This is a genomic window from Vibrio sinaloensis (assembly GCF_023195835.1).
Lineage (GTDB): Bacteria > Pseudomonadota > Gammaproteobacteria > Enterobacterales > Vibrionaceae > Vibrio > Vibrio sinaloensis_C.
Genome location: NZ_CP096199.1, coordinates 2,662,388 through 2,681,597, shown reverse-complemented (window position 1 = coordinate 2,681,597; position 19,210 = coordinate 2,662,388). Strand labels below are relative to the sequence as shown.

The 19,210-nt window shown below is 48.2% G+C and carries 13 protein-coding genes, 1 tRNA gene and 3 rRNA genes; 15 read left to right on the top strand and 2 right to left on the bottom strand.

Annotated features, from left to right (window positions below; all coding sequences use genetic code 11):
• The first annotated feature begins 34 nt into the window (after positions 1–34).
• Genes cobA through cysC form a run of 5 tightly spaced genes read left to right on the top strand, consistent with a single transcriptional unit; the run spans position 35 to position 5,699 of the window.
• Positions 35–907, top strand: a complete 873-nt coding sequence (cobA, locus tag MTO69_RS12165; protein WP_248329561.1) for a uroporphyrinogen-III C-methyltransferase — start codon at positions 35–37, stop codon at positions 905–907.
• 58 nt (positions 908–965) lie between these two features.
• A complete protein-coding gene (gene cysD, locus MTO69_RS12160) occupies positions 966–1,874 on the top strand; it encodes a sulfate adenylyltransferase subunit CysD (protein WP_248329560.1) in 909 nt (302 codons plus the stop codon).
• Between the two features lie 18 nt (positions 1,875–1,892).
• Positions 1,893–3,320: a sulfate adenylyltransferase subunit CysN gene (gene cysN, locus MTO69_RS12155; RefSeq protein WP_248329558.1), complete on the top strand. Its 1,428-nt coding sequence runs from the start codon at positions 1,893–1,895 to the stop codon at positions 3,318–3,320.
• Positions 3,321–3,344: 24 nt separating this feature from the next.
• Positions 3,345–5,069 carry an SLC13 family permease gene (locus MTO69_RS12150; RefSeq protein WP_248329556.1) on the top strand — a complete coding sequence of 575 codons (1,725 nt, stop codon included), beginning with the start codon at positions 3,345–3,347 and terminating at the stop codon, positions 5,067–5,069.
• Between the two features lie 12 nt (positions 5,070–5,081).
• Entirely contained in the window at positions 5,082–5,699 is a 618-nt protein-coding gene (gene cysC, locus MTO69_RS12145) for an adenylyl-sulfate kinase (protein ID WP_248329554.1), read from the top strand.
• Between the two features lie 50 nt (positions 5,700–5,749).
• On the opposite strand, the gene MTO69_RS12140 is transcribed toward cysC, so the two are convergent.
• Together MTO69_RS12140 and zur are read right to left on the bottom strand one after the other, a co-directional pair.
• Positions 5,750–6,211, bottom strand: a complete 462-nt coding sequence (locus MTO69_RS12140; protein ID WP_176286786.1) for a chemotaxis protein CheX — start codon at positions 6,209–6,211, stop codon at positions 5,750–5,752.
• A 17-nt stretch (positions 6,212–6,228) separates the two neighbouring features.
• Positions 6,229–6,693 (bottom strand): zinc uptake transcriptional repressor Zur, encoded by a 465-nt coding sequence (gene zur / locus MTO69_RS12135; RefSeq protein WP_248329552.1) that lies wholly within the window; start codon positions 6,691–6,693, stop codon positions 6,229–6,231.
• 427 nt (positions 6,694–7,120) lie between these two features.
• Here zur and dusA point away from each other — a divergent pair, with 427 nt between their 5' ends.
• The 10 genes from dusA (at position 7,121) to rrf (ending at position 19,110) form a co-directional block, all read left to right on the top strand.
• Positions 7,121–8,092, top strand: a complete 972-nt coding sequence (gene dusA, locus MTO69_RS12130; RefSeq protein ID WP_248334474.1) for a tRNA dihydrouridine(20/20a) synthase DusA — start codon at positions 7,121–7,123, stop codon at positions 8,090–8,092.
• A gap of 159 nt (positions 8,093–8,251) precedes the next feature.
• On the top strand, positions 8,252–8,461 hold the full coding sequence (pspG, locus tag MTO69_RS12125; protein WP_248329550.1) for an envelope stress response protein PspG: 210 nt from the start codon (positions 8,252–8,254) through the stop codon (positions 8,459–8,461).
• A gap of 217 nt (positions 8,462–8,678) precedes the next feature.
• Entirely contained in the window at positions 8,679–8,909 is a 231-nt protein-coding gene (locus MTO69_RS12120) for a hypothetical protein (protein ID WP_248329548.1), read from the top strand.
• Positions 8,910–9,035: 126 nt separating this feature from the next.
• A complete protein-coding gene (locus MTO69_RS12115; protein WP_248329546.1) occupies positions 9,036–10,886 on the top strand; it encodes an assimilatory sulfite reductase (NADPH) flavoprotein subunit in 1,851 nt (616 codons plus the stop codon).
• On the top strand, positions 10,886–12,622 hold the full coding sequence (gene cysI, locus MTO69_RS12110) for an assimilatory sulfite reductase (NADPH) hemoprotein subunit (protein ID WP_248329544.1): 1,737 nt from the start codon (positions 10,886–10,888) through the stop codon (positions 12,620–12,622). The genes MTO69_RS12115 and cysI overlap by 1 nt, the downstream gene beginning before the upstream one ends.
• Entirely contained in the window at positions 12,615–13,394 is a 780-nt protein-coding gene (locus MTO69_RS12105; RefSeq protein WP_248329542.1) for a phosphoadenylyl-sulfate reductase, read from the top strand. The genes cysI and MTO69_RS12105 overlap by 8 nt, the downstream gene beginning before the upstream one ends.
• Before the next feature lie 586 nt (positions 13,395–13,980).
• A 16S ribosomal RNA gene (locus MTO69_RS12100) occupies positions 13,981–15,532 on the top strand.
• Between the two features lie 101 nt (positions 15,533–15,633).
• A tRNA-Glu gene (locus tag MTO69_RS12095) sits at positions 15,634–15,709 on the top strand.
• 305 nt (positions 15,710–16,014) lie between these two features.
• A 23S ribosomal RNA gene (locus MTO69_RS12090) occupies positions 16,015–18,904 on the top strand.
• A 90-nt stretch (positions 18,905–18,994) separates the two neighbouring features.
• Positions 18,995–19,110, top strand: a 5S ribosomal RNA gene (gene rrf / locus MTO69_RS12085).
• Together the 16S, 23S and 5S rRNA genes with 1 tRNA gene alongside form the textbook arrangement of a ribosomal RNA operon.
• The last annotated feature ends 100 nt before the right edge of the window (positions 19,111–19,210 follow it).

Here is a 19,210-nt window from a genome sequence, read left to right as displayed (position 1 = left end):
CATAATGCTTAAACCAACCAGATAGGGCGACATTATGGCGAGCAAGGATACGATTTCTCAATTTCCTCTGAGCAATCAGCGCGCACAGCGTAACAATCAAGCAGATTTGAACTCCATCGGCACTAGCGTGCTCGGACACGGCGAAGTGGCGCTAGTGGGCTCAGGCCCGGGCGATGTCGAGTTACTGACTATCAAAGCGATGCGCTTTCTGCAGCAAGCCGACGTAGTGCTGTACGACTACCTAGTGTCGGATGACATTATGGCGCTGGTCCCTAGTGACGCCATTTTAGTCTGCGTTGGCAAGCGCGCCGGTCATCACAGCGTCCCTCAAGAGAAAACCAACCAACTGTTGCTCGACTTTGCTTTAAAAGGCCATCGGGTTGTGCGGATTAAAGGTGGCGATCCGTTTATTTTCGGTCGCGGTGGCGAGGAGCTCGAAGTGTTAGCCGCAGCGGGCGTCTCTTTCCACGTTGTGCCTGGTATTACCGCAGCAGCGGGGGCAACAGCGTACGCCGGGATTCCATTAACTCATCGCGATTACGCCCAGTCGGCGATGTTCATCACCGGTCATCTCAAAGCAGAAAGCGACCAGATGGATTGGTCAACGCTTGCACGCGGCAACCAAACCCTAGTGATTTACATGGGTTTGATGAAGTCGGAGTACATTCAAGCCCAATTGATTGAGCATGGACGCCAAGCTGATACCCCGATCGCCATCATCGAGCGCGGTACTCAGCGCCAACAAAAAGTATTCAAAGGTCAGTTAGCTCAACTCGCTGACCTCGCAAAAGACGCGCAATCGCCGTCACTGATTGTGATCGGTGAGGTTGTGTCTCTGTCAGAGCAGTTGGCTTGGTTCGAGCCGCAGCCTGAAGCGACCAAGAACATGCAGCGTCAGACTGCCTAACTCACGCCATTATTTAGATTAGCCACAGGCTCGTTGAGCCGTAAAGGAAGCAACTAACATGGACCAAGAACGTTTAACCCACTTAAAACAACTCGAAGCGGAGAGTATTCACATTATTCGTGAAGTTGCCGCTGAGTTTGATAACCCAGTGATGATGTATTCGATCGGTAAAGATTCGTCGGTCATGCTTCATTTGGCACGCAAAGCGTTTTATCCGGGCAAGATTCCATTCCCACTCTTGCATGTCGATACCGACTGGAAGTTTAAGGAGATGATCAAGTTTCGCGATAAAACCGCAGAGAAGTATGGGTTTGAGCTTTTAGTGCACAAGAACCCAGAAGGTTTGGCGATGGGGTGCAGTCCTTTTACTCATGGTTCGTCGAAGCACACCGACATTATGAAAACGCAAGGCTTAAAGCAAGCGCTGAACAAGTATGGTTTTGATGCGGCGTTTGGTGGCGCTCGTCGTGATGAGGAGAAATCCCGAGCCAAAGAGCGTGTTTATTCATTCCGTGATAAGAACCATACCTGGGATCCTAAAAACCAACGCCCTGAGCTATGGCGTACTTATAACGGCCAGATCAATAAAGGGGAAAGCATTCGTGTGTTCCCATTGTCCAACTGGACTGAGCTCGATATCTGGCAGTACATCTACCTAGAAAACATTGAAATTGTCCCCCTTTACTTGGCGGATACCCGCCCAGTGGTCGAGCGCGATGGCATGTTGATCATGGTTGATGATGATCGAATGAAGCTCGAACCGGGTGAGAAGATCGAGCACAAGAGTGTCCGCTTCCGTACCTTGGGCTGCTACCCACTGACAGGGGCAATTGAGTCTGAAGCTAATACACTCACGGGCATCATCGAAGAGATGTTAGTGGCCACATCAAGTGAGCGCCAAGGCCGAGCGATCGACCACGATCAGTCTGGATCGATGGAACTGAAAAAACGCCAAGGCTACTTCTAAGGATTGAGGATTAACAAGATGAATAGCGCAGTTGAAGCTCAACTCGACGAGCTTGGTATCGAAGGATACCTGAAACAGCACCAGTACAAGTCACTACTTAGATTCCTAACCTGTGGCTCGGTAGACGACGGCAAAAGTACTCTGATTGGCCGTTTGCTCCATGATTCGAAGCAAATATATGAAGATCAATTGGCCGCGGTACACAACGACAGTCAGCGCGTCGGTACCACGGGCGAGCGTCCCGACTTGGCTCTATTGGTCGATGGCCTGCAAGCTGAGCGCGAGCAGGGGATTACCATTGATGTCGCTTACCGTTACTTCTCGACTCAGAAACGTAAGTTCATTATCGCCGATACGCCGGGGCATGAGCAGTACACACGTAATATGGCTACGGGCGCCTCGACCTGTGATCTGGCAGTGATCTTGATTGATGCTCGCAAAGGCGTTTTGGATCAAACTCGACGTCATTCGTTTATCTCAAATCTATTGGGGATCAAACACTTTGTCGTAGCAGTGAATAAAATGGATCTTGTCGATTATTCACAGCAACGTTTTGAGCAGATCCGCGACGAATATTTAGAGTTCTCGAAAAACCTTCATGGTGAAATCGATATTCAGATCATTCCGTTATCGGCGCTAGAGGGTGATAACGTGGTCGAGCCAAGTGAGAAGTTAGGTTGGTTTGATGGCGCGCCTTTGCTTGAATTGTTGGAAAACGTGGACGTTGACCACGAGAAGGAGATTGGTGAGTTCCGTTTCCCGGTGCAGTACGTGAATCGACCGAACCTCGACTTCCGCGGTTTTGCCGGCACGATTGCTTCTGGCTCGATAAAAGTCGGCGACTCGGTCAAGGCGTTGCCTTCGGGTAAGACATCGAAAGTTGCACGTATTGTCACTTTTGACGGTGATATTGAACAAGCGCAAGCAGGCTTGGCGGTGACCTTAACTCTGCAAGATGAAATTGATATTAGCCGCGGTGATCTGATTGTGCTCGACAACGCTCAAGTCGAGTCGACGAACCACCTGCTAGCCGATGTGGTTTGGATGACCGAGCAACCTTTGCAACCGGGCCGCGAGTACGACATCAAGATCGCCGGCAAGAAGACCGTAGGTCGAGTGGAAGCGATTCGTCATCAATATGATATTAACCATCTGTCGACTCACTCTGCGGTTGAGCTGCCATTGAATGGTATTGGCTTATGTGAGTGGACGCTTACCGAGTCGGTGGCCGTGGACGCTTACTTATCATGCCAAGACACGGGTGGTTTCATCATCATTGACCGTTTGAGCAATGTTACCGTCGGTGCGGGTTTGGTGCGTGAGAGCTTGTCGCAAGTGGAGCAAAAAGCCACGGATATCTCAGCGTTTGAACTTGAGCTTAATGCACTGGTTCGCAAGCACTTCCCGCACTGGGAAGCGAAAGATATCAGCCGACTACTCAAATAGTCAGCGAAGGCGATAGGTAAGCTTATGTGGCAACAAGGTTTTGTGTTAGCGATGTTATTGGCGATTATCACCTGCCTACTCACAACACGAATTAAGCCAAGTTTCATCTTTGCGGGGGCGGCGTTTGTCGCGTTTATAGCCGGGATGATTGAGCTTGGCGATGTTGCCACTAACTTTACTAACTCGTCACTGCTTACTCTGGTGTTGCTGATCTTGGCCTCGGCAGCACTAGAGAAAACCCGTTTAATCAGCTGGGTAAGCCGTTCTTTGTCTACCGGCTGTTTAGCGGTAGTGGTGGCCAAGATGGGGCTCTCTACTGCATTGCTCTCTTCGTTCACCAATAACACCGCGGTGGTGGTGTCGCTGATTGGCGCGATCAAACGCAATCAGCAACATGCACCATCACGTTTGTTGATCCCACTCTCTTATGCGGCGATCTTTGGTGGCACCCTAACTTTGATCGGCACCTCGACTAACTTGATCATCAACAGCTTTGTTGAAGATGCAGGACTGCCCAGTTTGAACTTTTTTGCGCCAACCATGATCGGCCTATCTGTGCTTGTTGGTGGACTGTTGATCCTGATCCCGATCAGTTACCTGCTGCCAAATTACGATGATCACAGTCAGGAAGATTTACCCTATTTTCTTGAGGCGCGTGTCGAGCCAGGCTCTCCTTTGGTCGGTCGTAGTATCAGTGAAAACAATTTGCGGGCTCTGCGTAAGTTGTTTCTCGCTGAAGTGGTGCGAGATGGTCACTCTTTGCCTTCAGTTGATCCTGAGTTTGTGTTGCAGGCGCGTGACAGATTGCTGTTTTGTGGAGATATCGAGAGCGTCGCAACACTGCAAGAGATCCAGGGCCTTACTCTGTTTGGGCAACACCATCTCAATGGCCAAGGTTTTGTTGAAGTCGTGGTCAGCTCCTCGGCAAGCTTTTGTAATAAGACCCTCAAGTCGAGCCATTTCCGAGATCGTTTTGATGCGGTAGTGGTCGCTATACGCCGCGGTCACGAACGACTTCAAGGCGGACTTGGTAACATCACGTTGAATGCCGGGGATACTTTAGTACTGGTTCCGGGTAAGCGCTTTGAGCAAGAGCGTCAAGCTCATCGAAAAGAGTTTGTGTTGGTTAATGATCTCGACTCAAGCGCACGTCTCGACAGTCGCAAATCCACCTTAGTGTTACTCGGTTTTGCCGCAGTCATTGGCTTAGCTTTAGCGGGTGTGTTCCCTCTTATTAAAGGGCTATCGCTGTTTTTGATTGCTGCACTGCTGTGTGGCGTGATCCAGCTTGGGGAGCTACGCCGACGTTTTCCTGTCGATATCGTGGTGATTGTTGGTTCGGCGCTATCGATTGCTCAATTGATGTTGTCGTCTGGGCTATCGGCAAGCCTTGGGCAAATGTTTATCGAAGGCTTTAACGGTTGGGGCGTATTTGGCGCTTTGGTTGCGACCTATTTGTTGACGCTGATTTTGACCGAACTGGTTACCAACAACGCTGCCGCGGCGTTGGCCTTTCCTCTCGGTTACAGCATGGCGCTTGGCTATGGTGTTGATCCTATGCCGTTTATTATGGCGGTTCTATTTGGTGCCAGCGCCAGTTTTATTTCACCCTATGGCTATCAAACCAACCTATTGGTTTATAGCGTAGGTAATTACACAATTACTGATTATGTTCGAGTGGGTATACCGATCTCCATTGTTTACTCTGCGTTGGTACTGACGCTAATCCCACTTTTCTTTCCGTTTTAAAAGGATTGAACTATGACTACGGAAACGGCAAACAAAGATGAAAATATTGTCTGGCACCAGCACGCGATCGATAAATCATTTCGTGCTCGCTTAAAGCAGCAAAAGCCAGTTGTGCTTTGGTTTACTGGACTGTCAGGGGCCGGTAAATCGACGATTGCCGGGGCTTTAGAGACGCGTCTGGCCCAGTTAGGTCATCATACCTACTTGCTTGATGGCGATAATGTTCGTCATGGATTATGCCGGGATTTAGGTTTTTCTGAGCAAGACCGTCGAGAAAACATTCGACGTATTGGCGAGTTAGCCAAGCTGATGGCGGATGCTGGCTTGATTGTCCTCTCCGCATTTATCTCGCCTCATCGTGCTGAGCGACAACTGGTGCGAGAAATGCTGCCAGAAGCGGAGTTTCTCGAGGTATTTGTCAATACCTCACTTGATGTGTGTGAGCAACGTGATCCTAAAGGTTTATACAAGAAAGCCAGAGCCGGAGAGATCGCCAATTTCACTGGGATTGACTCTGAGTACCAAGCGCCGCTAAACCCAGAAATCAACTTGTTGGCTGGTGAGAAATCGATTGAAGCGCTGGTGGATGATTGTCTGCAAGTGCTCCGCGCACGAGACATCATTAGCTAAAACGCAAAAACGCTTCCCGAGGGAAGCGTTTTTTATGTGCTCTGTGGTGATTACTCAAAGCAAATTTCGATGAAGGCATTGCCCCACTGTGATGAGAACGGCATGATGATAATTGAGCCTTCACACTTATGGCGGATAGTATGACCTTTGCCTGAAACGACAACAGGCGTTGCCATATCAAAATCAAACCCACTCTCTGCGAGGATGCGTTTCGCGCCACCAGTGACCATGTTGGTGATTTCACCAACCATATCGGTGACTTCGTCATTCAAGCCGTTTGGACGCTCTCCGAGCATATTTTGCATGATCTCGAGAGCAAGGCTTTCATCAAATGTAATAGACATAGAGCCACGACTCTTTGGGCCGACCATCCCTATTAAACCTGATACGTCACCACGTGCAATTTCATCTTTCTTGACACGAGGTTTCTGTGGCTTCAGTTCCAGTGAAGCCATCGTTTTCAAGACATTCATCAATGAAGCTAAAAACGGGTTTACAAATTCAGCGCGCATAATCTTCTTCTATATCTTTATTTCACATTGTCGGCCAAACAGGACTGACAAATGCCATGTGATTCAATTACATGATTCGTAATGGTAAAGCCATAAGCTTGAGCATTGTCTGTCAACAAGGCTACCAAACTATCATCTTGCAGTTCAATAACGTTGCCGCACTTATCACAAATCAGCAAATGAGAGTGATGCTTATGTGCATTGCACGAACAACATTGGATGTAACTATTGGTCGACTCAACTCGATGGATGAAGCCTTGCTCAAGCAAAAAGTCCAAAGCGCGATAAACGGTGGGCGGTTTTGCTTGAGGTTCACTCAGTTTGAGCTCTTCCAACAGTTCATATGCACTTGACGCTTTTGGGCTGGCGCAGATGAGTTCGAATACTCTTTTACGCTGTGACGTTAACCTAACGCCACGGGCAGTGCATATCTCTTCAATTTGTTTTACTAACTGCTGATCCAAACTTGTCACCGTTACCATTGGACATTTTTAATAATATACCATTTCTTGAGGTTTATCGTTGCTCAATAGGTAAATACTCACAGTGGAGTCAGTGTGTTACTCGTTATGCAACTGGTGGATTTAACCCCAGCCGAGTGGCTATAAGTTACCTTATCTACAATAAAAACGATACTAACATAAGTTGATTCCTCCGTTTTTGTCGTTAAACCTGTGCTTTGGATCGCTACTGTACGCGAGTTGCTTTAATCGACAAATCCTCAATGCAATTGAAGGGGCAAAGTGTTTCCTGAAATGGCTTAGCAAGATTTGTCCTGATTCTTTAACTATTGCGGTGTATAATCGCGCGATTGTTTTTTATACCGCCTGTAATATGGATGTTCTCAAGCGGCACTAACTGTTTAGAGGTGGCTTTGTGTCTAACCCTGAATCCCAACAAGATTTTCCGATGCAGCGCTTTTCCATTGCACCCATGCTCGATTGGACCGACCGTCATTGTCGATACTTTCATCGCTTGTTAACCAGCGAAACGCTGCTCTATACCGAAATGGTCACTACAGGCGCGATCATTCATGGTAAAGGTGACTTTCTAGCGTACAACCAGGAGGAGCACCCGGTCGCATTGCAGCTCGGTGGCTCAAACCCGCAAGACTTAGCTAAGTGCGCCAAGCTGGCGGCAGAGCGTGGTTATGATGAAATTAACTTAAACGTTGGTTGCCCGTCTGATCGTGTTCAGAACGGTCGCTTTGGTGCGTGTTTGATGGCAGAGCCTCAACTGGTGGCCGATTGCGTTGCGGCGATGCGTGATGTAGTTGATGTACCAGTCACAGTAAAAACGCGCATTGGTATTGATGATCAGGATTCGTATCAGTTCCTGACGGACTTTGTTTCGATCGTCTCAGAGAAAGGTGGCTGTGAGCAGTTCACAATTCACGCGCGTAAAGCCTGGTTATCTGGTCTTAGCCCAAAAGAAAACCGTGAAATTCCGCCATTAGATTACCCGCGTGCGTACCAATTAAAGCAAGACTTTCCTGATCTTGTGATTGCGGTAAATGGTGGAGTAAAAACCTTGGAAGAGACAAAGCAGCACTTGCAGCACCTTGACGGCGTGATGGTTGGCCGCGAGGCGTACCAAAATCCTTATATTTTAGCTGAAGTCGATCAACAGATTTTTGGTTTGGATAAGCCTATCAAAAAGCGTACTGAGGTTGTTGAACAAATGTTCCCGTACATTGAGCAGCAACTAACGAATGGTGCCTATTTGGGCCACATTACACGTCATATGTTGGGGCTGTTTCAAAATATGCCGGGTGCGCGCCAATGGCGTCGGTATATTAGTGAAAACGCGCATAAACCGGGTGCGGGTATTGAAGTTGTTCAAGCTGCATTGGCTAAAATTCCTCAAGAATTGAATGTGTGAAAAATACCAACTAATAGGGTGTTTTTTACCAACCATGAATTTAATAAAGAGCTCTCGAAACGAAGAGCTCTTTTTTTATTCAGTTTTTTCAATTAGTTAGTGTTTTGTTTCGAATTGGCACGCATCGTGAAATGAGTTAATCAAACTAAGGAGAATCATATGTTTGAATTGATCTTTATATTGGTGTTTGTCGCGACCTTGTTAGTGACAGGGGTCACTGTGGTGACTGTGATGGCGGGTATCGCATTCTCGTTGGTGGTGATGCTACTGCTAGGCATGTTAAGTGCCGCGTTGAAGCTGATTCCTTGGCTGATTGTGATTGCGATAGGGATTTGGTTTTTCAAAAATCACGTTGCCCAGCCACGATAAGGCCTATACACCAGTATCAGATGAGTGGTTAGCTGTGCGCGAAAAGAGTAAAGCGCAACACAGCATTGCATTTGAAGCGAGTTTTACAAAAGCGTCGTAATATAAAGCGGCGCTTTTTTATATCTATTAATTATATCGTCGCCTTTTCATTTAGTACTTTCTCGTGCTTTGACCATCATTAGTAAGGGAACGTGCATCATCCCGAGAAAGGAATCTCATGACGATTACTGAACTTAGAAACTTATATCGCGAACAACAGTTGGTCGAAGCTATTATCGAGCCTTCGGCTCAGGAGGGGCATTGGATCGTAGAGTTCCGACATGCCCGAGGGGGGTTCGTTCTTTTAACCGACTCAAACGGAGAAGAGTGCCACTACTTAGATTTAGATCATGCGTCTAAGACAGCGATGGCGGTTGGATTTAAGCAGGTACGCGTCGAAGCTAAATAGAGTGAGATGCTGCTTTTCTCTTCATTCTTTAATTCAAAAAGTTATAAAACATTCACTTCTATTCTTTCTTGTTATTAAAGAGAGTGGTTAATCTATCATCACGCAATGAATAGGGATGTCGAGACCATGTCTTTAAACAAGAACGTGTCCTCTCAAGGAAACACGCCACAAGAATTACCATCTATCGCTGCTCCACTCAACGATCAGCAGTTGAGTAATTTACAGCAGACGGTGACCGAACTGTCTCCCCAGCAGTTAGCTTGGGTCAGTGGTTACTTTTGGGGACTATCACAAACACAAACAGCGTCAGCAGCAGCGCCACTTAGTCAGGCAGTTGCGGCGGTCGCAGCCAAACCAGCTGGAAAGCTGACGATCATTTACGCTTCGCAAACGGGTAATGCGAAAAGTGTGGCTGAATCTCTGGAGCAAGAAGCTCAGGCTCAAGGCATTAGTGCTCAATTGTTCGATGCTAGTGACTACAAAGGGAAAAACTTAGCCAAAGAAACCCACGTGATCATTGTTGCGTCGACCAACGGCGAAGGTGAAGCACCAGATAATGCGATTGAGTTGCATGAGTTTCTTCAGTCTAAGAAGGCTCCCAAGCTACCGAACCTCCAGTATGGTGTGATTGGTCTTGGCGATTCCAGCTATGAGTTCTTCTGTCAAACAGGTAAAGACTTCGATAGTTTCCTCGCTAAGCTCGGTGCGACGTCATTTATCGATCGCGTCGACTGTGATGTCGACTACGAAGAGCCAGCCAAGGCGTGGCGCGACCAAGCGTTAGAGACAGTCAAGCAAGCACTTGCATCAGGCTCAGAAGCAGAAGTGGTGCAACTTCCCGTTGGTCAGGCCGCGACGCCATCTGCTTACAACAAGCAAAACCCTTACACCGCGACACTTTTGACGAGTCAAAAAATCACCGGACGTGACTCAGGTAAAGATGTCCGTCATATCGAAATCGACTTGGAAGGCTCTGGTTTAACCTATCAACCGGGTGATGCGCTGGGTGTCTGGTATGAAAACAGCTCACAGTTGGCCAATGCCATTCTCGGTAAAGTCGGTCTGTCTGGCGTTGAAAGTGTCGACGTAGAGGGTGAAAGTCTCTCTATTCACAGTGCACTAGTGAGCAAGTTTGAAATCACCGCTGCTAACCCTCAGTTGGTGAGCAAGTTTGCCGAGCTGTCTGGTAGCAAGAAACTGCTTAAGCTGGTTGAAGACAAAGATAAGTTAAGAGAATACGCAACGAGTACGCAAATCGTGGATGTCTTGGGTGAGAAAAAGACCCAACTCACTGCAGAACAGCTGGTCTCTTTGTTACGACGCCTAACCCCTCGTCTCTATTCAATTGCTTCTAGCCAAGCGGAAGTGGATGAAGAAGTGCATCTAACAGTAGGTCTGGTTGAATACGATAAAGGTGAAGAAAAGCGCTACGGTGGCGCATCAAGCTTCCTCGCTCAGCGCCTAGAGGAAGGTGGTGAAGTGAAAGTGTTCGTTGAGCACAACAATAACTTCAAACTGCCACAAGATGATAGCACTCCAGTGATCATGATTGGCCCTGGTACGGGTATTGCCCCATTCCGCAGCTTCATTCAAGAGCGTGATAACCGAGAGGCCGAGGGTAAGAACTGGTTGTTCTTTGGTGACCGTACCTTTACGCAAGATTTCCTCTACCAAGTAGAGTGGCAGAAGTACCTTAAGTCAGGTGTGCTAAACCGCTTAGATGTGGCATTTAGTCGTGACCAAGGCGAAAAAGTGTATGTGCAGCACCGAATCCTGGAAAACGCTGAACAAGTTTGGCAGTGGATACAAGAGGGTGCCTACATCTATGTGTGTGGTGATGCGACTCGTATGGCGAAAGATGTTCACGACGCTCTAGTGATAGTGGCAGAACAACAAGGTCAGATGCCACGTGATGATGCAGAACAGTTTATAAATGATTTACGCAAGGCGAAACGTTATCAAAGGGATGTGTACTAATGACTTTTTCTACTGAGAATAATAAGCAGGTTGTATTAGGCGAAGAGTTAGGAAAGTTATCTGATAACGAGCGTCTGAAAACTCAAAGCAACTTTTTGCGCGGAACCATAGAGCAAGATCTGCAAGACAAGATCACTGGTGGCTTTACTGCGGATAACTTTCAGCTCATTCGTTTCCACGGCATGTACCAGCAAGACGACCGTGATATTCGCAACGAGCGCGCTAAGCAAAAATTAGAGCCACTGCATAATGTCATGCTTCGTGCACGTATGCCGGGCGGGATTATTACACCAAAGCAGTGGTTGGCGATCGATAAGTTTGCCACTGAGCACTCACTGTATGGCAGTATCCGTCTAACAACACGTCAAACGTTCCAGTTCCATGGCGTGCTTAAGCCAAACATTAAGCTTATGCACCAAACATTAAACAGCATTGGGATTGATTCGATAGCGACAGCTGGTGACGTCAACCGTAACGTACTTTGTACCACCAACCCAATCGAGTCAGAGCTTCACCAAGAAGCTTATGAGTGGGCGAAGAAGATCAGTGAGCACCTGCTGCCGAAAACTAAAGCCTATGCTGAAATCTGGTTAGATGGCGAGAAGGTCGAAACAACAGAAGATGATGAGCCGATTCTAGGTAAAACCTATCTTCCACGTAAGTTCAAAACAACGGTTGTGATCCCGCCACAAAACGATGTTGATGTTCATGCTAACGACCTTAACTTTGTTGCTATTGGTGAGAACGGTAAGCTGGTGGGCTTTAACGTATTAGTCGGTGGTGGCTTGGCAATGACGCATGGTGACACATCAACCTATGCGCGCCGTGCTGATGACTTTGGCTTTGTGCCACTAGAGAAGACACTAGATGTTGCTGCTGCGGTAGTAACCACACAGCGTGACTGGGGTAACCGTTCAAACCGCAAAAATGCAAAAACCAAATATACACTCGATCGTGTTGGTATTGATGTGTTTAAAGCCGAAGTCGAGAAACGCGCTGGTGTGAAGTTTGCCGATAGCCGCCCATACGAGTTCACTGATCGTGGCGACCGCATTGGCTGGGTGGAAGGTATTGATGGTAAACACCATCTAGCCTTATTTATCGAGAATGGACGCTTATTGGATTTCCCGGGCAAACCACTGAAAACCGGTGTTGCTGAGATTGCCAAAATCCATAAAGGTGACTTTCGTATGACAGCCAACCAGAACCTCATTGTTGCTGGTGTGGCTAAAAGTCAGAAAGCGAAGATCGAGAAGATCGCCCGCGAGCATGGCTTGATTGATGACAGTGTGAGTGAACAGCGCAAAAACTCAATGGCGTGTGTGGCATTCCCAACCTGTCCACTTGCGATGGCGGAAGCAGAGCGTTTTCTCCCTCAGTTTGTCACTGATGTAGAAGGCATCCTCGAGAAACACGGTTTACCGAAAGAAGACAACATTATTCTTCGTGTGACTGGTTGTCCAAATGGCTGTGGCCGTGCCATGTTGGCCGAGATTGGCCTGGTTGGTAAAGCGCCAGGGCGTTACAACCTGCACCTAGGTGGGAACCGCGCCGGTACGCGCATTCCTAAGATGTATAAAGAGAACATCACCGATAAACAGATACTAGCAGAGATTGATCAGCTCGTAGGTCGTTGGGCTCAAGAGCGTGAAGATGGCGAAGGGTTTGGTGATTTTGCAATCCGCGCTGGCATCATCCAAGAAGTCAAAGTATCGAAGAGGGACTTACATGCTTGATTCTGTCGCTTCCAAACCGAAGTTAGCAGAACTACTCTCCTTAACGAAGACGGAGCAAATACTCCGTCTTGCACAAATGAATGCAGAGTTAGAGAAGCTAACCGCCCAACAAAGAGTGGCCTGGGCATTAGAAAACCTCGAAGGTGAGTTCGCCGTATCATCCAGTTTTGGTATTCAAGCTGCAGTCATGCTGCACCTTGTGACTCAACAGGCTCCGGATACGCCAGTGATTCTGACTGACACGGGCTACTTGTTTCCTGAAACGTATCGCTTTATTGATCAGTTAAGTGAGCAGCTAACCCTAAATCTAAAAGTTTATCGCGCGGCGGAAAGTCCTAACTGGCAAGAAGCTCGCTATGGGAAGCTTTGGGAGCAGGGTATAGAGGGCATCGAAAAGTACAACAAGATAAATAAAGTTGAACCTATGCGCAGAGCGCTCGATGAGCTAGAAGTATCCACTTGGTTCTCAGGCCTGCGTCGAGAGCAATCCAAGTCGCGTACTAACTTACCTATCTTGTCGATTCAAAATGGCGTATTTAAGTTTTTGCCGGTCATCGACTGGACTAATAAAGATGTCCACTATTACTTAGAAGAACATGGCTTGCCTTATCACCCACTACGTGATGAAGGCTATTTGTCAGTCGGTGACACGCACACCACTAAAAAGTGGGAACCAGGAATGAGTGAAGAAGAAACTCGCTTCTTTGGTTTAAAGCGTGAGTGTGGACTTCATGAAGATGATGGTAACGAACAAGATGGTTCCGGTATCTAATCTACCCTCCTATATAGTAAGAAAAAAGGTCGCAATGCGGCCTTTTGTTTTGTCTGAAAAATAGTGATTGTGGATAACTCTGTGGGTATGGTGTTCGCTATGCTTGGGTAAAGTTGAATAAATAAGGGTTTGAGCGAAAAGTCGGCGCTTAAATGCCATTTTTGCAATTTTTCCAAAATAACGCTTGCCAATGTGAGCGCGATCTCTATAATGCCTCCTCGTCGACAGGGCAAGGGCTCACAAGGGTTCAAGCAAAGTTGGCACGGTTTACTAGCCAAACGGCAACGTTTGAAAAAAGTTTTAAAAAAGTGGTTGACACTAAAACTTAACTCGCTAGAATGGCCGCCTCTTCCGAAGTGATACGAATCACAAAGAAGAGAAGCTCTTTAAAAATATAGACCTATCAATCTGTGTGGGCACTCGTTGATGATAATCCAAATAGTTTCTTCGGAAACAATTTAGGTTTCAATGAACTGAGTGACCATTTGAATGAGCAATCATTCGAGCACAGTCAATTCAAGTTTTCTAGCAACTAGCTTCTAGTCACTAGAAACTTATCAGTATTCATTGAGCCAAACAAAATCTTAAATTGAAGAGTTTGATCATGGCTCAGATTGAACGCTGGCGGCAGGCCTAACACATGCAAGTCGAGCGGAAACGAGTTAACTGAACCTTCGGGGAACGTTAACGGCGTCGAGCGGCGGACGGGTGAGTAATGCCTGGGAAATTGCCCTGATGTGGGGGATAACCATTGGAAACGATGGCTAATACCGCATAATAGCTTCGGCTCAAAGAGGGGGACCTTCGGGCCTCTCGCGTCAGGATATGCCCAGGTGGGATTAGCTAGTTGGTGAGGTAAGGGCTCACCAAGGCGACGATCCCTAGCTGGTCTGAGAGGATGATCAGCCACACTGGAACTGAGACACGGTCCAGACTCCTACGGGAGGCAGCAGTGGGGAATATTGCACAATGGGCGCAAGCCTGATGCAGCCATGCCGCGTGTATGAAGAAGGCCTTCGGGTTGTAAAGTACTTTCAGCAGTGAGGAAGGGGTGTGCGTTAATAGCGTACATCTTTGACGTTAGCTGCAGAAGAAGCACCGGCTAACTCCGTGCCAGCAGCCGCGGTAATACGGAGGGTGCGAGCGTTAATCGGAATTACTGGGCGTAAAGCGCATGCAGGTGGTTTGTTAAGTCAGATGTGAAAGCCCGGGGCTCAACCTCGGAATTGCATTTGAAACTGGCAGACTAGAGTACTGTAGAGGGGGGTAGAATTTCAGGTGTAGCGGTGAAATGCGTAGAGATCTGAAGGAATACCGGTGGCGAAGGCGGCCCCCTGGACAGATACTGACACTCAGATGCGAAAGCGTGGGGAGCAAACAGGATTAGATACCCTGGTAGTCCACGCCGTAAACGATGTCTACTTGGAGGTTGTGGCCTTGAGCCGTGGCTTTCGGAGCTAACGCGTTAAGTAGACCGCCTGGGGAGTACGGTCGCAAGATTAAAACTCAAATGAATTGACGGGGGCCCGCACAAGCGGTGGAGCATGTGGTTTAATTCGATGCAACGCGAAGAACCTTACCTACTCTTGACATCCTCAGAAGCTTGTAGAGATACGAGTGTGCCTTCGGGAACTGAGAGACAGGTGCTGCATGGCTGTCGTCAGCTCGTGTTGTGAAATGTTGGGTTAAGTCCCGCAACGAGCGCAACCCTTATCCTTGTTTGCCAGCACTTCGGGTGGGAACTCCAGGGAGACTGCCGGTGATAAACCGGAGGAAGGTGGGGACGACGTCAAGTCATCATGGCCCTTACGAGTAGGGCTACACACGTGCTACAATGGCGCATACAGAGGGCGGCCAACTTGCGAGAGTGAGCGAATCCCAAAAAGTGCGTCGTAGTCCGGATCGGAGTCTGCAACTCGACTCCGTGAAGTCGGAATCGCTAGTAATCGTGGATCAGAATGCCACGGTGAATACGTTCCCGGGCCTTGTACACACCGCCCGTCACACCATGGGAGTGGGCTGCAAAAGAAGTGGGTAGTTTAACCTTCGGGAGGACGCTCACCACTTTGTGGTTCATGACTGGGGTGAAGTCGTAACAAGGTAGCCCTAGGGGAACCTGGGGCTGGATCACCTCCTTATACGATACGGATAGTTTGCTTCTGCTTTTTAAAGCGGAAACAAATAAGTCGCGATGAGTGTCCACACAGATTGATACGTCTTTATTAGAGCCCTCCTTAGTGTCCCGTTCGTCTAGAGGCCTAGGACACCGCCCTTTCACGGCGGTAACAGGGGTTCGACTCCCCTACGGGATACCATCTTTAAGCATTCTTATGAGTGTGTTTAAAAATGGTTACCTCATTGAGGTGATTTGCTCTTTAACAATTTGGAAAGCTGACGAATAACAACAATCCCCATCTCTTTGAGATGCGTTGTTATTCAATTAAAAGTTCTCAAATCCTATTCTTTTGAATAGGTACCAACACACATTCAAGTGTTCTTGGAAACACCACAATCTATTGTGATGTTTAATATTTGAGTCCGGCAAAATCGTGTCTCCATCATGTTTAAAAAATTGGAGACAACTTTGGTTGTTTAAACAGAAGACCCTTTGGGGTTGTATGGTTAAGTGACTAAGCGTACACGGTGGATGCCTTGGCAGTCAGAGGCGATGAAAGACGTAGTAACTTGCGATAAGCCCAGATTAGGTAGTAACAACCATTTGAGTCTGGGATTTCTGAATGGGGAAACCCAATACCATAAGGTATTACTGTTGAGTGAATACATAGCTCAACAGGGCGAACCGGGGGAACTGAAACATCTAAGTACCCCGAGGAAAAGAAATCAACCGAGATTCCGAAAGTAGCGGCGAGCGAAATTGGACTAGCCCTTAAGCTTTTAATGAGACAGGTGAAGGCTCTGGAAAGTGCCGCGATACAGGGTGATAGCCCCGTAACCGACATCTCATCATCAGTGAAATCGAGTAGGGCGGGACACGTGATATCCTGTCTGAATATGGGGGGACCATCCTCCAAGGCTAAATACTACTGACTGACCGATAGTGAACCAGTACCGTGAGGGAAAGGCGAAAAGAACCCCTGTGAGGGGAGTGAAATAGAACCTGAAACCGTGTACGTACAAGCAGTAGGAGCAGGCTTTGTCCTGTGACTGCGTACCTTTTGTATAATGGGTCAGCGACTTATATTCAGTAGCAAGGTTAACCATCTAGGGGAGCCGTAGAGAAATCGAGTCTTAACTGGGCGTCGAGTTGCTGGATATAGACCCGAAACCAGGTGATCTAGCCATGGGCAGGTTGAAGGTTGAGTAACATCAACTGGAGGACCGAACCGACTAATGTTGAAAAATTAGCGGATGACTTGTGGCTAGGGGTGAAAGGCCAATCAAACCTGGAGATAGCTGGTTCTCCCCGAAATCTATTTAGGTAGAGCCTCGGACGAATACTACTGGGGGTAGAGCACTGTTAAGGCTAGGGGGTCATCCCGACTTACCAACCCTTTGCAAACTCCGAATACCAGTAAGTACTATCCGGGAGACACACGGCGGGTGCTAACGTCCGTCGTGGAGAGGGAAACAACCCAGACCGCCAGCTAAGGTCCCAAATTATAGCTAAGTGGGAAACGATGTGGGAAGGCTTAGACAGCTAGGATGTTGGCTTAGAAGCAGCCATCATTTAAAGAAAGCGTAATAGCTCACTAGTCGAGTCGGCCTGCGCGGAAGATGTAACGGGGCTAAGCTATAAACCGAAGCTGCGGCAATGCATTTTATGTATTGGGTAGGGGAGCGTTCTGTAAGCCGTTGAAGGTGAGTTGTAAAGCTTGCTGGAGGTATCAGAAGTGCGAATGCTGACATGAGTAACGATAAAGGGGGTGAAAAACCTCCTCGCCGGAAGACCAAGGGTTCCTGTCCAACGTTAATCGGGGCAGGGTAAGTCGACCCCTAAGGCGAGGCCGAAAGGCGTAGTCGATGGGAAACGGGTTAATATTCCCGTACTTCAACTTATTGCGATGGGGGGACGGAGAAGGCTAGGTGGGCCTGGCGACGGTTGTCCAGGTTCAAGTGCGTAGGCTTGAGAGTTAGGTAAATCCGGCTCTCTTTAAGGCTGAGACACGATGTCGAGCACCTACGGGTGTGAAGTCATTGATGCCATGCTTCCAGGAAAAGCCTCTAAGCTTCAGATAAGTTGGAATCGTACCCCAAACCGACACAGGTGGTCGGGTAGAGAATACCAAGGCGCTTGAGAGAACTCGGGTGAAGGAACTAGGCAAAATGGTACCGTAACTTCGGGAGAAGGTACGCTCTTGACGGTGAAGTCCCTTGCGGATGGAGCTATTGAGAGTCGCAGATACCAGGTGGCTGCAACTGTTTATTAAAAACACAGCACTGTGCAAAATCGTAAGATGACGTATACGGTGTGACGCCTGCCCGGTGCCGGAAGGTTAATTGATGGGGTTAGTCTTTGGACGAAGCTCTTGATCGAAGCCCCGGTAAACGGCGGCCGTAACTATAACGGTCCTAAGGTAGCGAAATTCCTTGTCGGGTAAGTTCCGACCTGCACGAATGGCGTAATGATGGCCACGCTGTCTCCACCCGAGACTCAGTGAAATTGAAATCGCTGTGAAGATGCAGTGTACCCGCGGCTAGACGGAAAGACCCCGTGAACCTTTACTACAGCTTGGCACTGAACATTGACCCTACATGTGTAGGATAGGTGGGAGGCTTTGAAGACGGTACGCCAGTATCGTTGGAGCCGTCCTTGAAATACCACCCTTGTAGTGTTGATGTTCTAACTTAGACCCGTTATCCGGGTTGAGGACAGTGCCTGGTGGGTAGTTTGACTGGGGCGGTCTCCTCCCAAAGAGTAACGGAGGAGCACGAAGGTGGGCTAATCACGGTTGGACATCGTGAGGTTAGTGCAATGGCATAAGCCCGCTTGACTGCGAGAATGACAATTCGAGCAGGTGCGAAAGCAGGTCATAGTGATCCGGTGGTTCTGAATGGAAGGGCCATCGCTCAACGGATAAAAGGTACTCCGGGGATAACAGGCTGATACCGCCCAAGAGTTCATATCGACGGCGGTGTTTGGCACCTCGATGTCGGCTCATCACATCCTGGGGCTGAAGTCGGTCCCAAGGGTATGGCTGTTCGCCATTTAAAGTGGTACGCGAGCTGGGTTTAGAACGTCGTGAGACAGTTCGGTCCCTATCTGCCGTGGGCGTTGGAAGATTGAAGGGGGCTGCTCCTAGTACGAGAGGACCGGAGTGGACGAACCTCTGGTGTTCGGGTTGTGTCGCCAGACGCATTGCCCGGTAGCTAAGTTCGGAATCGATAACCGCTGAAAGCATCTAAGCGGGAAGCGAGCCCTGAGATGAGTCTTCCCTGACTCCTTGAGAGTCCTAAAGGGTTGTTCGAGACTAGAACGTTGATAGGCAGGGTGTGTAAGCGTTGTGAGGCGTTGAGCTAACCTGTACTAATTGCCCGTGAGGCTTAACCATACAACACCCAAAGGGTTTTGATGGACTCGAAGCAAGAACAGATTGAATGTGTAGAGAACACAATAACAGCTTTCCAGATTAAAGAATTTGCTTGGCGACCATAGCGATTTGGACCCACCTGATTCCATGCCGAACTCAGAAGTGAAACGAATTAGCGCCGATGGTAGTGTGGGGCTTCCCCATGTGAGAGTAGGACATCGCCAGGCTTTAAATCTGCACTTGCTTAGTTAATAAGCAAGTCACCATAAAGTTCTAATTTAGTTTAGAGTTTTATGTTGACTTTCAACGCAGACAGCGTATTATACG

What these genes read in the sequence shown, in the direction of transcription:
- cobA (WP_248329561.1), top strand. Translation starts at nt 35, where the DNA reads ATGGCGAGCAAGGATACGATTTCTCAATTTCCTCTGAGCAATCAGCGC.
- cysD (WP_248329560.1), top strand. Translation starts at nt 966, where the DNA reads ATGGACCAAGAACGTTTAACCCACTTAAAACAACTCGAAGCGGAGAGT.
- cysN (WP_248329558.1), top strand. Translation starts at nt 1,893, where the DNA reads ATGAATAGCGCAGTTGAAGCTCAACTCGACGAGCTTGGTATCGAAGGA.
- MTO69_RS12150 (WP_248329556.1), top strand. Translation starts at nt 3,345, where the DNA reads ATGTGGCAACAAGGTTTTGTGTTAGCGATGTTATTGGCGATTATCACC.
- cysC (WP_248329554.1), top strand. Translation starts at nt 5,082, where the DNA reads ATGACTACGGAAACGGCAAACAAAGATGAAAATATTGTCTGGCACCAG.
- MTO69_RS12140 (WP_176286786.1), bottom strand. Translation starts at nt 6,211, where the DNA reads ATGCGCGCTGAATTTGTAAACCCGTTTTTAGCTTCATTGATGAATGTC.
- zur (WP_248329552.1), bottom strand. Translation starts at nt 6,693, where the DNA reads ATGGTAACGGTGACAAGTTTGGATCAGCAGTTAGTAAAACAAATTGAA.
- dusA (WP_248334474.1), top strand. Translation starts at nt 7,121, where the DNA reads ATGCAGCGCTTTTCCATTGCACCCATGCTCGATTGGACCGACCGTCAT.
- pspG (WP_248329550.1), top strand. Translation starts at nt 8,252, where the DNA reads ATGTTTGAATTGATCTTTATATTGGTGTTTGTCGCGACCTTGTTAGTG.
- MTO69_RS12120 (WP_248329548.1), top strand. Translation starts at nt 8,679, where the DNA reads ATGACGATTACTGAACTTAGAAACTTATATCGCGAACAACAGTTGGTC.
- MTO69_RS12115 (WP_248329546.1), top strand. Translation starts at nt 9,036, where the DNA reads ATGTCTTTAAACAAGAACGTGTCCTCTCAAGGAAACACGCCACAAGAA.
- cysI (WP_248329544.1), top strand. Translation starts at nt 10,886, where the DNA reads ATGACTTTTTCTACTGAGAATAATAAGCAGGTTGTATTAGGCGAAGAG.
- MTO69_RS12105 (WP_248329542.1), top strand. Translation starts at nt 12,615, where the DNA reads ATGCTTGATTCTGTCGCTTCCAAACCGAAGTTAGCAGAACTACTCTCC.